Source organism: Fontisubflavum oceani, from assembly GCF_030407165.1.
Classification (GTDB): Bacteria; Pseudomonadota; Alphaproteobacteria; order Rhodobacterales; family Rhodobacteraceae; genus Rhodophyticola; species Rhodophyticola oceani.
Genome location: NZ_CP129111.1, coordinates 507,375 through 521,544 on the forward strand (window position 1 = coordinate 507,375; position 14,170 = coordinate 521,544).

Sequence of the window (14,170 nt, forward strand, 5' to 3'; positions counted from 1 at the left end):
CTAAGGGAGGACCAAGATGAGACATCTGTTAGGGGCGGCTTGCGCTGCCTTGGTGGCGGGTGCTGTCCAGGCACAGACCATCACCCAAGACGAGATCCGCGCGGCAGTCGGCGCAATTGATACAGACGCGATCATTGCTAATGACGCCCATGACCGGAACTGGCTGAATTACGGGCTGAACTACGCCGAAACCCGCTATTCGCAACTCGACGCGATCACGACCGATAACGTTGGTGAACTCGGCCTGGAATGGTCCTACAACCTCAACTCCGACCGGGGTGTGCAATCGACACCCATCGTCGTGGATGGTGTCATGTATGTCACCGCGTCCTGGTCCATCGTCCACGCGCTCGACGCGGTGACTGGCGAGCAGCTCTGGGTCTATGACCCCGAAGTGCCCGGCGATTTCGGCGAACGCGGCTGCTGCGATGTCGTGAACCGCGGCGTCGCGGTTTATGATGGCATGGTTTTTGTCGGCGCCTTTGACGGTTATCTGCACGCGATTGATGCTGCGACCGGCGAGCGGGTCTGGGTCACCGACACAATCGAAAACCGCGAAATGTCCTACACGATCACCGGTGCGCCCCGGGTGATCAACGGCAATGTCCTGATCGGCAATGGTGGGGCGGAGTTTGGCGTGCGCGGCTATATCTCGGCCTTCGATGCGGCGACCGGCGAGATGAGTTGGCGCTGGTACGTCGTCCCTGGCGACCCCGCCCTTCCTTACGAAAACGCTGCGATGGAGATGGCCGCGGAGACCTGGGACCCCTCCGCCGAGTATTGGCTTGCGGGCGGCGGCGGCACGATCTGGGACGCGATGGCCTATGACCCGGATCTAAACTTGCTCTATGTCGGCACCGGCAATGGCAGCCCCTGGAACCAGCATCTGCGCAGCCCCGCAGGCGGCGACAACCTGTTCCTGGCCTCCATCGTCGCGCTGAACCCCGATACCGGCGACTATGTCTGGCACTATCAAAACACGCCGGGCGACACGTGGGATTACACCTCGACGCAGCATATCATCTTGGCCGATCTGGAGATCGACGGCGAGATGCGGCAAATCCTCATGCAAGCGCCGAAGAATGGGTTCTTCTATGTGATCGACCGAACAAACGGAGAGTTCATCTCCGCCGAGCCGTTTGTGGAAACCACCTGGGCCACCGCCTATGACGAGAACGGCCGCCCGATCGAGAACCCGGCCGCACGGTCGCGCGACGAACCGTTCGAGACCGTCCCGTCAGCCTACGGCGCCCATAACTGGCACCCGATGAGCTACAATCCCGATACCGGGCTGGTCTACATCCCGGCCCAAGGTGTGCCGCTGGTGCAATCGACCGACCCGAATTGGGCGCTCAACAGCCATCAACCGATGTCCACCATGTCGGGTGTCGGCTGGAACCTCGGCTATCTCTTCAATGTCGTGGCGCCGGAGGCGACCCCGTTCGGCCATCTCCTGGCCTGGGATCCGGTTGCACAACGCGAGGTCTGGCGCGCGGAATATGTCAGCCCCTGGAATGGCGGCACGCTGACCACGGCAGGCAATCTGGTCTTCCAAGGCACCGCCGATGGCCGCTTCATCGCCTATAACGCCACAACCGGCGAGGCGCTTTGGCAAGTGCCCGTCACCTCCGGCGTGGTTGCGGCCCCCAACACCTGGGAACATGACGGGCAGCAATATGTCACCATCGCCGTTGGTTGGGGTGGGGTCTATGGCTTGATGCAGCGTGCCACAGATCGGGTCGGCGCGGGGCGTGTCTTCACCTTCCGGGTTGGGGCCGATCAACCGATGCCCGAGGCGGAACTGTCCTCCCGGCTCGAATTGGTCTCTGGCGTACCGTATGATCCGGAGCATGTTGGAGAAGGGTTGGCGATCTATGTCTCCAATTGCCTATTCTGCCACGGCGTGCCCGGCGTCAACAATGGCGGCGCAATTCCCAATCTGGGCTATTCCACGCCGGATGTGCTGATGAATGCTAATGCCTGGATTTTGGATGGGATCGGCGTGGACAACGGCATGCCGAGCTTCGCGGAGCGTCTGAGCGAGGAGGATGTCACCCGCCTGGTCGCCTTTATCCAAGGCACGGCGGACGCGGTCCGCCCGCAGTAAGCTGCAATAGGCCCCTCCCAGCAAACGCAGGTGGGGCCGCACCAAGGCACCGAAACCTGACGGCGAGCCGACCAAACATATCTGCATTCACGGGTTAGTCTCGACGTCCACGTGGCCCAAAGGCCACGCCCGCAGCGGCGACGGCTCCCGAAATGGGGCTTGAGTTGATGCGGCCCGCTCTACCGGCTCAAGGTCCGCGCCACCGCGTCTTTCCATCCGGCATAACGCGCCTCTCGCATCTCCGTCGACATCGCCGGTTCAAACTGACGATCCAGCGCCCAGGTTGCCGCGAACCCGTCTTGATCGGGATAAATCCCGGCCCGCATTCCCGCGACCCAAGCCGCGCCCAACGCGGTCGTCTCCAGCACTTTCGGTCGGTCCACCGGCGCGCCCAAAATATCGGCCAGAAACTGCATCGTCCAATCCGACGCGCTCATCCCGCCATCAACGCGCAGCACATTCTCGCCGCCCGCGCCCTGCCAATCGGCGCGCATCGCCTCCCATAGGTCCCGCGTCTGAAACCCGACACTCTCCAGGGCCGCGCGGGCAAACTCCGCCGGGCCGGACCCACGCGTCAGGCCGTAAATCGCCCCCCGGCATTCCGGGTCCCAATAGGGCGCGCCCAGCCCCACAAAAGCGGGCACAAGATACAGTTCCTGCTCCGCATCGGCGGCTTCCGCCAAGCCCTGGCTCTCCGAAGCGTCGCGGATGATCTTCAGCCCATCGCGCAGCCATTGCACCACAGCCCCAGCAATGAAGATCGAGCCTTCCAACGCATAAGTCGGCTTGCCATCAAACTGATAGGCGATCGTCCCCAGCATCCGGTTCTGGCTTTCCACCAACGTCTCACCCGTATTGAGAAGCGCGAAACACCCGGTTCCATAGGTGGATTTCAACATCCCCGGCTGGAAGCAAGCCTGCCCCAATGTGGCGGCCTGTTGATCTCCCGCCACGCCCAAAATCGGCAGCGGCTTTCCAAAGAGATCGGCCCGCGTCATCCCAAATTCGGCGCCGCAATCTTTCACCTCTGGCAACATCGACATCGGGATGCGCAAAAGTTCGCAAATCTCCGCATCCCATGCACCCTCGCGAATATTATATAAGAGTGTCCGCGCCGCATTGGTTGCGTCGGTGACATGGGCAGCACCACCGGTCAGCTTCCAAATCAGGAAACTGTCCACCGTCCCAAAGGCCAGTTTTCCATCCTCTGCCTTCTCCCGGACACCATCGACGTTCTCCAAGAGCCAGGCAAGTTTGGTGCCCGAAAAATAGGGGTCCAGCAGCAACCCGGTCTTATGCTGCACCATCGCCTCATGCCCCTCGGCCTTCAGCCGCGCGCACATCTCAGAGGTCCGTCGATCCTGCCAAACAATCGCGTTGTGAACCGGCTGCCCGGTCTCGCGGTCCCAAACCACCACGGTTTCGCGCTGATTTGTGATGCCAATCGCGGCGATATCCTCGGGTCCAAGCCCCGCGCGCTCAATCGCTTCGCGACAGGTCCCTGCCGTCGTCACCCAAATGTCTGCCGGATCATGTTCGACCCAACCCGAGGCGGGGAAGTGCTGCGTGAACTCCTCCTGGGCGCTGGCGATCGGCTGCAAAGTCGCGTCGAAAATGATCGCCCGGCTGGATGTCGTCCCCTGATCAATAGCCAGAATATGGGTCATTGCGCCCTCCCTTATCTTTCATGATCGTATCTCGGCAGCCTGTCCCCGCAAGTCATTCTGCGGCCATGAAGGCCTCCAGCGCCGCGATCTCTTCGGCGCCCATTCTGAGGCCCAGTTTCGACCGGCGCCAGATCACATCCGCCGCCTCGACCGCATATTCCCGGGTCATCAACCAGCGCACTTCCGCTTCGCTCAAATCGGCACCAAACATCTGCCCCAGATCCTCGATCTTGGTGGCATCCCCCAGCATCTCCGCCGCTTCGGTCCCGTAGGCCCGCGCCAGGCGGCGCGCCCATTGCGGCGTCAGAAACGCAAATTGGGTCCGCAAATCTTCTACAAGATTGTCAAGCCCATCAACCGGGAAATCCCCGCCGGGCAGGGCCACCCCCGCCGTCCAGTTCCCTGTCGCTTTCGGGAAATGCGGCGCCAGTTTCGCCAAAGCCGCCTCGGCCAATTTCCGATAGGTCGTGATCTTGCCGCCAAACACGTTCAGCATCGGTGCACCCGCGTCATCCAGCGAGAGCACATAATCCCGCGTTGCCGCCGTGGCCGATTTCGCCCCATCGTCATAAAGCGGGCGCACGCCGGAATAGGTCCAAACCACATCCTCGACCCGCACCGGTTGCCGGAAATACTCCGACGCGAACCGGCAGAGATAGGCTGTTTCTTCCGGCGTGCAGACCGGCGCGGTCGGGTCGCCATCATGCTCCGCATCCGTGGTCCCGATCAGCGTGAAATCCGTCTCATACGGGATCGCGAAAATGATCCGCCCATCGGTTCCTTGAAACAAATAGCATTTGTCGTGATCGAAAAGCCGCCGGGTCACGATATGACTGCCCCGGACAAGCCGCACCCCTTCGGAGCTGTTCACCCGCGCCACATTCTGCACGATATCGGCTACCCAGGGCCCGCCGGCATTCACCAAACCGCGGGCCGTGATCATCTCGGTCTCGCCGCCGCGCTTGACGGTCACCTGCCAGAGGCCGTCCACCCGCTCGGCGCTTACCACTTCGGTGCGTGTCATGATCCGTGCGCCGCGCGCTTCGGCATCGCGGGCGTTCAAAACAACAAGGCGCGCGTCTTCGACCCAACAATCGGAATACTCGAAGGCCTTGTGGAATCGGTCCTGCAGCGGCGCACCTTCCGGGCTGCCGACCAAGTCCAACGTGCTGGTCCCAGGCAAGATCTTCCGCCCCCCAGATGGTCATAGAGGAACAGCCCCATCCGGATCAGCCAATCCGGTCGCCGCCCTTTCATCCAGGGCATCGTGATCGACAAAAGCCGCGATGTCGGCGTGTCATTGTCAAACCGCATGTCTTTTGAGAGCGGCAACACAAAGCGCATCGGCCAAGAGATATGCGGCATCGCGCGGAGCAGGGTTTCCCGCTCGATCAACGCTTTGCGCACCAACCCAACTTCGAAATACTCCAGATAGCGCAACCCACCGTGAAACAGCTTGGTAGAGGCGCTGGAGGTTGCGCCCGCCAAATCAAACTTCTCGGCCAAGCAAACGCTCAAGCCGCGGCCCGCCGCATCCCGCGCAATGCCGCAGCCGTTGATGCCGCCGCCGATGATGAACAGGTCATAAGGCTGGGTCACGACTCGCTCCTGTCTGAGATCATCTCGTGATCTCATCCGATATTCGCTTTGTCAATTTTCATGTTCGTTTTTATTCGCTATACGGAGAAAAACGAAAGTTCACGCATGCCGCTCAGCCCCCGCCAAGCCGACATTCTCTCTCTCGCCCGCGCGCAGGGGCGCGTGATGGTTGACGGCCTTGCCGACGATTTCGCGGTGACGGTGCAAACGATCCGTCGCGATCTGACCGAGATGTGTGAGGCTGGTGTGCTTGACCGGATCCATGGCGGCGCGGTCCTGCCCTCGGGCGTGACCAATATCGGCTATGAGGATCGCCGTCGCCTGAATGCCGAGGCCAAGGAGGCGATTGGTCAAGCCGCCGCAGCGCTCGTCCCGAATGGCGCTTCGCTTTTCCTCAATATCGGCACCACCACTGAGGCGGTCGCCCGCGCCTTGCGCGACCATGCGAACCTCATGATTGTCACCAACAATATGAATGTGGCGCAAATCCTTGCTCCGAACCCGACCGCTGAAGTCATCCTAACCGGCGGCACGCTCCGGCGTTCCGATGGCGGCTTGGTCGGCGATCTGGCGGTGCAGACCATCCGGCAGTTCAAAGTCGACTTGGCGGTCGTCGGAGGCTCAGCCCTCGATGCCTCAGGCGATTTGCTCGATTTCGATCTGTCGGAAGTTCGTGTCGCGCGCGCGATCCTTGATCAGGCCCGCAGCGCGATGCTGGTGGCCGATCACGGCAAACTCGCCCGAAAAGCCCCGGTGCGCATCGCCTCGCTCACCGAGTTGGACCATTGGGTGACAGATACGCCACCGCCTGAGGCTCTCACCCAACTCTGTCACGACGCGGCGACGAAAATCACGCTCGCGACGTGAAGAGCCGAAAAACGCACGTTTCGCGCCCGGACTCCCAAGAATTCCGAAGACTACTCTGCCTCCACGCGGGCGATCAGCCGCTCCACCTCCGGTCCGAGAGCCGCCACGATCAGCGCCACACCCTCGGCGTTCGGATGGATGCCATCATCTTGCATATACCGGCCCAATGCACCCGTATCGCCCTCCAAAACCTGCGCCTCCAACCCGCCGAGAAAACTCTCCACATGCAGCGCGCCATAGGTCTCGGCGAGTTCCGGGTACATCGCATCGAAGGCCGCTTGATACTCCGGCCCGTAATTCCCCGGCGCCTGGAGACCGACCAGCAAAACCTCCAGCGACTGCGCCTCCGCCTCCCGCAAAATCCCATCCAGATTGGCCCGTGACACCGCCGGGTCGATCCCGCGCAACAAATCATTGCCGCCCAAAGCCACGATCATCGCATCGACTTCGGGCGTTAGCGTCCAGGCCACGCGGGCCAACCCGCCCGCCGTTGTATCGCCCGACACACCCGCATTGATCACCCGCACGTCATGCCCCTGCGCGATCAGCCACGCCTCAAGCTGCGGCACAAAACCGTCCGCCTCGACCAGGCCGAAGCCTTGGGTCAGACTGTCGCCCAAAGCCACCAAGGTGATCTCTTCGGCCATCGCGCCAGAGGCCAGGCCCGCGAAAAACCCGGCAAAAACAACCTTGCTCAACCGCATCCGCGCCCCATATGCCAGGGAGCGAATTGAACTAAGGCGTTTAGACATGGCAGAGCCGATCCTCTCCCTTACTGAGACCAAATTGGCGCTGGACGGCAATGCCGGGCGGGTCGAGATCCTGCACGGGATCACGCTCGATATCGCCAGGGGCGAAACCGTGGGGTTGGTGGGGCCGTCAGGCTCAGGCAAATCGTCTCTCCTCATGCTCATGGGTGGGCTGGAACAGGCCACCGGGGGATCGGTCACAGCGCTTGGCCATGATCTGACGGTGATGAACGAAGACGCGCTCGCCCGCTTCCGCCGGGAACATATGGGCGTGGTCTTCCAATCCTTCCACCTTATTCCAACCATGACCGCGCTGGAAAATGTGGCAACCCCGCTGGAATTGGCCGGTCACCGCGATGCGTTTGAGCGCGCCGAGGCCGAGCTGGTCGCTGTCGGCTTGGCTGATCGCCTCCATCACTACCCAAGCCAAATGTCCGGTGGCGAGCAGCAACGCGTGGCGCTGGCCCGCGCCGCCGCGCCACGGCCCGACATCCTTCTGGCCGACGAGCCCACCGGCAATCTCGATGAGACCAATGGGGCCGCGATCATGGATCTGCTCTTTGGCCTGCGCGATCGCCATGGTGCGACATTGATCCTTGTGACCCATGCGCCTGATCTGGCCGCCCGCTGCGATCGGGTAATCCGCCTCCGCGATGGTCGGATCGAACCGGAAACCGCAAGGGACGCCGCCGAATGAGTGTCGCCATCCGCATTGCCCGGCGTGAGCTCCGGGGCGGATTGCGGGGCTTCCGCATTTTCCTAGCGTGTTTGGCATTAGGCGTGGCCGCGATTGCCGCCGTCGGCTCCGTCCGCGTTTCGATCCAAGACGGTCTTGCCCGTGAGGGCGCGGTCATCTTGGGCGGCGATGCCGAGATGTCTTTCACCTACCGTTTCGCGACCGAAGCCGAACGGGCTTGGATGGAAGCCAATGCAACCTCCATCTCCGAGACGGTCGATTTCCGTTCCATGGCCGTGGTTGACGGTGAGGCCGGGCCGGAACGCGGCCTGACGCAGGTACGTGGTGTCGACGATCTCTACCCGCTCTACGGCGCGGTGGAACTGACCCCAGACATCCCGATCACCGAGGCGCTGGCCATGCGCGATGGCCTGCCCGGTGGCGTGATGCAGCAGGTGCTTGCCGACCGCTTGGGCCTCAGCCCCGGCGATACCTTCCGGCTTGGCACGCAAGACTTCCGCCTGACCGCAATCTTGGAAGTCGAACCCGATGGCGCGTCCGGCGGCTTTGGCCTGGGCCCGCGCAGCATTGTCGGCCTTGACGGCTTGGCCAGTTCCGGCCTGCTGCAGCCCGGCACGCTCTATGACAGCCAATATCGGCTCCGTCTGCCCGAAGCTGCCAATTTGCAGGCGCTGGAAGACGACGCGCTGGCCGCGTTCCGCGATACCGGCCTGCGCTGGCGTGACAGCCGCAATGGCGCGCCAGGTATTCAGCAGTTTATCACCCGGATGGGGGCGTTTTTGGTCCTCGTGGGTCTGGCCGGGTTGGCCGTCGGCGGGGTGGGTGTCTCCGCCGCGATCCGCGCCTATCTCGATGGCAAAATCGCCACCATCGCGACGTTGAAGACGCTTGGGGCCGAGGGGCGCACGATCTTTGCCGCATATTTCTTGCAAATCGGCCTTCTGACCGTGCTCGGCATCGTCCTCGGCCTGGCGCTCGGCGCGCTCGCACCGCTGGCGCTTGCGCCCCTGATCGAGGCACAACTCCCGATCCCGGCTGCTTTTGGCATCCATCCCGCCCCGCTGGCCGAGGCAGCGCTCTATGGCCTGCTCACCGCGCTCATCTTCACGCTCTGGCCCCTCGCCCGCACAGAGCAGGTCCGCGCCGCCGCCCTGTTCCGCGACGCCACCGGCAAATCCCGCACCCTGCCGCGCCCGATCTTTCTGATCCTCACCGCCGCTCTTGTCGCTGCGCTTATCGGTCTCGCTGCCTGGCTCTCCGGCATCCCGATCCTGGCCTTCTACACCGCTGGCGGTATCTTGGCCGCCCTGCTCCTCCTGGCTCTCGCCGCTCTGGCTGTCCGCGCCCTGTCCCGCCGCCTTGCCCGATCTCGTGGCATGCGCGGCAGGACCGCCCTCCGCCTGGCGCTTGGCTCGGTCGGTGGACCTGGGTCGGAGGCCACGTCCGTCGTCCTCTCCCTCGGCCTCGGCCTCACCGTCCTCGCCGCCGTCGGCCAAATCGACAGCAATCTCAGGAACGCTATTGAACGTGATCTGCCGGATGTGGCCCCCTCATACTTCTTCGTCGACATCCAGAACGATCAGCTGCCCGGCTTCCTTGAGCGCGTCGAAAATGACCCCGAGGTTAGCCGTGTTGACACGGCGCCCATGCTGCGCGGCCTCATCACCCGGATCAATGGCGTGCCCGCGCAAGAGGTCGCGGCCGATCACTGGGTCCTGCAAGGTGACCGGGGCGTGACCTATTTGACCACCGCGCCCCCCGCCTCTGAGGTCGTAGCCGGCGCCTGGTGGCCCGACGACTACGCGGGTCCGCCACTTGTGGCCTTCGCCGCCGAGGAAGCGCAAGAGATCGGCCTGACAATTGGCGATGAGATCACCGTCAATATCCTTGGCCGCGATATCACCGCCGAGATCGCCGCCCTCCGAGAAGTGGATTTCTCCAATGCGGGCATCGGCTTCATCCTGACCATGTCGCAGAACGCGCTGGCTGGCGCTCCGCATACCCATATCGCGACTGTCTATGCCGAAGAGAGCGCCGAGGCACAGATTCTCCGCGATGTGGCCTCCGCTGCACCCAATATCACCGCAATTCGGATGCGTGACGCATTGGAACGGGTGGCCGATGCGCTCTCCGGCCTCGCCGCCGCCACCTCATACGGCGCTGGCGCGACGCTTCTCACCGGTTTCATTGTGTTGATCGGCGCGGCTGCAGCGGGCGAACGGGGCCGAGTCTTCGAGGCCGCCGTTCTCAAAACCGTGGGCGCGTCGCGCCGTCATATTTTGGCAAGCTTTGCCCTCCGCTCGGGCCTCCTCGGGGCCGCAGCCGGGGGCGTTGCGATTATCGCAGGCGCACTTGGCGGATGGGCCATCATGACCTTCGTGATGGAAACCAGCTATGAGTTTGAGCCCATCTCCGCGCTCGCTATCATCCTCGGCGGTGCCCTTGCCACGCTTCTGGCCGGGCTTGCCTTCGCGCTCCGTCCGTTGGCGGCCCGGCCTGCGCGGGTTCTGCGCGCGCGCGAATAACCGCCACGCCCCCTTGCCAAGCGCCCTCGAAAAGCGCACCTCATGGGGCATGAAAGGCCGCCTTTCCTCTTTGCTCGGGCGCTCGACGGACACCGCTGCCGCGCCAGAGAGCCGCGATCCGGGCCGCCCGATCCCGGGCCGCGCGGTCTATATCGTCGGCGATCTGCACGGGCGCGCCGATTTGCTCGAACAGATGCTGGAATTAATCGATGCACATATCGGCGAGACCAAAGCGCAAGACCCGCATCTGGTGTTTGTTGGCGATTATGTTGACAACGGCCCAGACAGCGGCTCGGTCTTAGAGCGGCTTCATGAGCTGACATCCGAATTGCCGGACAACGTCACCTGCCTGATGGGCAATCATGATCGGATGATGCTGGATTTTCTGGCCGATCCCGTGATCCGTGGCCCCCGCTGGTTCCGGGCCGGAGCGGCAGCGACGCTTGCAAGCCTCGGGTTGCCAGTCGAAGATATCCCTCGCCATCCCGGTCCGGAGACCTTGATTGAGCTGGCGGCCCTCCTGAAATCAAGCCTCACGGCAGAACGGCATAGCTGGCTCGCGGCGCTGCCGCTGAGTTGGTCGGCGGGCAATCTCTGGGTGGTTCACGCCGCCGCCGATCCGCAGCATCGAATGGAAGATCAAAACCCTAGAACCCTGCTCTGGGGCCATCCAGAGTTTGAAAGCCGCCCCCGCACCGATGATATTTGGATCGCCCACGGCCATGCCCAAGTAACCGAGCCACTCTTTGCCCAGGGGCGCATCGCGATGGATACCGGCGCCTGGCATAGCGGGCATCTGACCGCCTGTGCCCTCAGCCCCGACGGCGATCACATCTTCTTACAGACCTAGCGCAACAAGCATCCCGCCGCGCATCCGTTTTCCGCACGGAAAACGGACCGGAAAACGCACGTTTTCCGGGCTCCAGCTAGCGTCGGCGGAGGGCATCCTCCGCACCGTCTTCAATCTTGGTCTTCCACATCGCAACGCCCGAGCGGAAGGCCGCACGGCCAATCATATGCGCGGCCACCGGTGCGGTGATCAGCAGAAACACGATCGTTGCTACGGCCCGGGTCACCGTCGCCAAATCCGCAAAAAGCACCGCTACCGCAACCAGGATCAATCCGCTGCCTAAGGTCCCCGCCTTGGTCGAGGCGTGCATCCGCACCAGCACATCGGGCAACCGCAAGACGCCGAGCCCCGCGATGAAGCAGAAAAACCCGCCGATCAGCACCAACGCCACCAGGAACAGCTCCAAAATCATGGCTGCGTCTCCTCATCAGCCGCGGCCTGCGCATCGGGTTCACCTTCCTGCGCACCCCGCCGCTCCACAAACCGGGCCAAAGCCACGGTCGCTAGGAACCCAACCAGCGCCATCACAATCGCCACATCCAGGAACGCGGTTTCGCCCGAGGCCAAGGCGAACAAGCCGCAGAACGCCACAATCAGCACCGTCATCATATCAAGCGCCACAACTCGGTCGGGCAAGCTCGGCCCTTTGATCAGGCGCACAAAGGCGAACACCACGCCCAGCATCACCAAGACAAAGGCAATATCGACCGCTGTCTGCAAAATCTCCATCGCGCCTACTCCATTGCCTCAATCACCCAGCGCTCCATCCCCTCTTTGAGCTGCCGCCGTATCTCGTCAGGATCGTCGGCAAACATCGCATGGATATAAAGCTTGTCGCAGTCTTCGTTCACATCAAGGCTCAAGGTACCGGGGGTCAGCGAAATCAGGTTCGTGACCAAAAGCACCTCCATCTCGCCTTTGGCATCAAGCGGCATCGAGATCACACCGGGCCGCGCGTGATGGGTGGGCGTCAGCACGTCCCACACCACCTGGATCGAACTGACCACGAGTTCATAGAGAAACATCGTGATCAAGCGCACCCAGCGCCAGACGCGCAGGAAGTACCGATCCGATCCGGGATAGAGCGGTCGTGTGACATAGAGCGCCGCCGAGCCGAGCAGGAACCCGATCGCCAGACCAGAAAGCGTGAAGTTCCCGGTGAGCGCCGCCCAGGAGACCGCAAGGACGATATTGAGCGTGAAGATATTCATGGACCCGTCTCCAATTGCGCCAAGCCGGTCGCTTGGGTTGCCTCAAGTCCCAGAACAGTCTGCACATAATCCGTCGGCGACAAAAGCTGATCTGCAGCGCGTTCGGCGAATTGCACGAATGGCTCTGGGAAAAGCCCGATGACACAGGTCAGGATCGCCAAAGATGCGATTGGGAGGATCAGCGCCGCGCGATCCCGGTTGCTCAAACTGCTGAGCTTTGGCTCAAGCCCTGCCGGGTGCGGCTTCCAAAACGCGCTGCCCCAGATCTTGGTCATCGAATAGATCGTCAAAAGCCCCACCACCAAGGCGACACCGGCGATCAGCCACATCTCTAGATCAAGGCTCGCCTTGACCAAAATGTATTTCGCCCAGAACCCGCTGAGCGGCGGGAAGCCCGCAAGCGAGAAGGCCGGGATCAGGAACAAGAGACCGAGGACCGGCGCGGTCTTATAGAGTCCACCAATCGCGCTGAGCTCGGTTGATCCTGCGATCCGTCGAGCGACACCGGCGACCAAGAACAGGTTCGCTTTCACGACGATGTGGTGGACCAGATAGAAGACCGAACCGACCAGGGCCAGCGGCGTAAAGAGCGCCAGACCGAGGATCATATATCCGATCTGACTCACGATATGGAAACTCAGAATCCGCCGGAAATCATTCATAGCGGCTGCGCCCAAAACGCCCGTGACCATCGTAAATCCGGCAATCCAAAGAAGGATCGTATGGGTGTATTCAACGTCTTCGGTGAAGACCAAGGTGAACATCCGAATGAGCGCATAGACGCCGACCTTGGTCAGCAACCCGGCAAAGATCGCCGACACCGCGACCGAAGGCGTGTGATAAGAAGCAGGCAGCCAGAAGAAGAGCGGAAAGACCGCCGCCTTCACGCCGAAGGCCACCATGAACATCACGGCAACCACAGTGAGCAGGCCTTTGTTTTCCACCTCTTGGACCGCAAGATGCAGATCGGCCAGGTTGAGCGTGCCCGTCATCCCATAGAGCAAGCCGATGCCCGCCAAGAACAGGATTGTGGAGACCAGATTGATGGTCACATATTTGATGCCGCCATCAAGCTGCTGCCGCCGCCCGCCCAGGATCAGAAGACCAAAGGACGCGATCAGCATCACCTCGAACCAGACATAGAGGTTGAAGAGGTCGCCCGTCAGGAACGCGCCGCAGACCCCGGCCAGCAGCACTTGGAACAGCGCATGATAGCCGAGCTTCTCAAGCCGGCTCTCAATATCGGCCAGCGCATAGATCGCCACGGCCAACCCGGTCACGCCGGTGATCACCACCATAACCGCGCTCAGCAGATCGGCCACCAGCGTGATGCCAAAGGGTGCGGGCCAATTGCCCATCTGCCCGGCTATCACGCCGTCGGCCAAAACCGCCTGCATCAACAGCGCGGAGGCGATCAGAAGGCCCGCCGATCCAATAATCGAAATCCACCGGCCCTCGGGGCCATTGCGGAACAAGAACGCCAAAACCGCCGTTGTAAAGGGGATGACGATGGGGGCCGCCAGAAGCCAACTCATTGGCCATCCTCCTTCGGCTCGGCAAGGCGCATCTCATCACTCATTAGCGTCCCCATGGATTGATACCCGCGATAGACCAGGGTCAGCGCGAAGGCGAAAAGGCCGAAGCCGATGACGATTGCTGTCAGGACCAGCGCCTGCGGCAGCGCATTGGCGACCAGTTCCGGCGGCACATCCGCCCCCTCCGGGATCAAAGGCGGGCTTTCCGCCACCAAACGTCCAGAGACAAAAATGATCAGATTGGCCGCATTCGAGATCAGGACCAGCCCGAAAATGAACCGCAACACATTGCGTGCCAGCATCAGATAGGTGCCGGTGGCGATCATCACGCCGACCATGATGGAAATCAGGAGTTCCATAGGC

At 62.3% G+C, this 14,170-nt stretch carries 12 protein-coding genes and 1 pseudogene; 5 read left to right on the forward strand and 8 right to left on the reverse strand.

Annotated elements, in window-relative coordinates; genetic code table 11:
* Positions 1-16 precede the first annotated feature (16 nt).
* Complete coding sequence (locus QTA57_RS02650) at positions 17-2,107, forward strand: PQQ-dependent dehydrogenase, methanol/ethanol family (RefSeq protein WP_145212489.1); 2,091 nt, start codon at positions 17-19, stop codon at positions 2,105-2,107.
* A gap of 179 nt (positions 2,108-2,286) precedes the next feature.
* Here the strand turns inward: QTA57_RS02650 and glpK are convergent, their stop codons facing one another.
* Positions 2,287-3,774, reverse strand: coding sequence for a glycerol kinase GlpK (glpK, locus tag QTA57_RS02655; protein ID WP_290153431.1), 1,488 nt, complete (start codon positions 3,772-3,774; stop codon positions 2,287-2,289).
* A gap of 52 nt (positions 3,775-3,826) precedes the next feature.
* Positions 3,827-5,409 (reverse strand): annotated as a pseudogene (glpD, locus tag QTA57_RS02660) (glycerol-3-phosphate dehydrogenase).
* A 69-nt stretch (positions 5,410-5,478) separates the two neighbouring features.
* On the opposite strand from glpD, the gene QTA57_RS02665 reads away from it, so the two are divergent.
* The gene (locus QTA57_RS02665) at positions 5,479-6,240 is read left to right on the forward strand and encodes a DeoR/GlpR family DNA-binding transcription regulator (protein ID WP_290153432.1); all 762 of its coding nucleotides are present in this window, start codon (positions 5,479-5,481) and stop codon (positions 6,238-6,240) included.
* Between the two features lie 50 nt (positions 6,241-6,290).
* Here QTA57_RS02665 and QTA57_RS02670 read toward each other — a convergent pair whose 3' ends face one another.
* Entirely contained in the window at positions 6,291-6,944 is a 654-nt protein-coding gene (locus QTA57_RS02670; RefSeq protein ID WP_290153433.1) for an arylesterase, read from the reverse strand.
* Between the two features lie 46 nt (positions 6,945-6,990).
* Here QTA57_RS02670 and QTA57_RS02675 point away from each other — a divergent pair, with 46 nt between their 5' ends.
* From QTA57_RS02675 to QTA57_RS02685, 3 genes are read left to right on the forward strand one after another with little or no spacing between them, the layout of a single operon-like run.
* Complete coding sequence (locus QTA57_RS02675; RefSeq protein WP_290153434.1) at positions 6,991-7,686, forward strand: ABC transporter ATP-binding protein; 696 nt, start codon at positions 6,991-6,993, stop codon at positions 7,684-7,686.
* Complete coding sequence (locus tag QTA57_RS02680; RefSeq protein WP_290153435.1) at positions 7,683-10,211, forward strand: ABC transporter permease; 2,529 nt, start codon at positions 7,683-7,685, stop codon at positions 10,209-10,211. Before QTA57_RS02675 ends, QTA57_RS02680 begins: the two co-directional genes overlap by 4 nt.
* Before the next feature lie 49 nt (positions 10,212-10,260).
* Positions 10,261-11,061 carry a metallophosphoesterase gene (locus QTA57_RS02685; protein WP_290153437.1) on the forward strand — a complete coding sequence of 267 codons (801 nt, stop codon included), beginning with the start codon at positions 10,261-10,263 and terminating at the stop codon, positions 11,059-11,061.
* Between the two features lie 76 nt (positions 11,062-11,137).
* On the opposite strand, the gene mnhG is transcribed toward QTA57_RS02685, so the two are convergent.
* The 5 genes from mnhG to QTA57_RS02710 are packed head-to-tail and all read right to left on the reverse strand — an operon-like array spanning position 11,138 to position 14,166.
* Positions 11,138-11,473 (reverse strand): monovalent cation/H(+) antiporter subunit G, encoded by a 336-nt coding sequence (mnhG, locus tag QTA57_RS02690; RefSeq protein ID WP_145212513.1) that lies wholly within the window; start codon positions 11,471-11,473, stop codon positions 11,138-11,140.
* Positions 11,470-11,790 (reverse strand): cation:proton antiporter, encoded by a 321-nt coding sequence (locus tag QTA57_RS02695; RefSeq protein ID WP_290153439.1) that lies wholly within the window; start codon positions 11,788-11,790, stop codon positions 11,470-11,472. The genes mnhG and QTA57_RS02695 overlap by 4 nt, the downstream gene beginning before the upstream one ends.
* Positions 11,791-11,795: 5 nt before the next feature.
* Positions 11,796-12,272 carry a Na+/H+ antiporter subunit E gene (locus QTA57_RS02700; RefSeq protein ID WP_290153440.1) on the reverse strand — a complete coding sequence of 159 codons (477 nt, stop codon included), beginning with the start codon at positions 12,270-12,272 and terminating at the stop codon, positions 11,796-11,798.
* Positions 12,269-13,807: a Na+/H+ antiporter subunit D gene (locus QTA57_RS02705; protein ID WP_290153442.1), complete on the reverse strand. Its 1,539-nt coding sequence runs from the start codon at positions 13,805-13,807 to the stop codon at positions 12,269-12,271. Before QTA57_RS02705 ends, QTA57_RS02700 begins: the two co-directional genes overlap by 4 nt.
* A complete protein-coding gene (locus QTA57_RS02710) occupies positions 13,804-14,166 on the reverse strand; it encodes a Na+/H+ antiporter subunit C (protein ID WP_290153443.1) in 363 nt (120 codons plus the stop codon). Before QTA57_RS02710 ends, QTA57_RS02705 begins: the two co-directional genes overlap by 4 nt.
* Between the last annotated feature and the right edge of the window lie 4 nt (positions 14,167-14,170).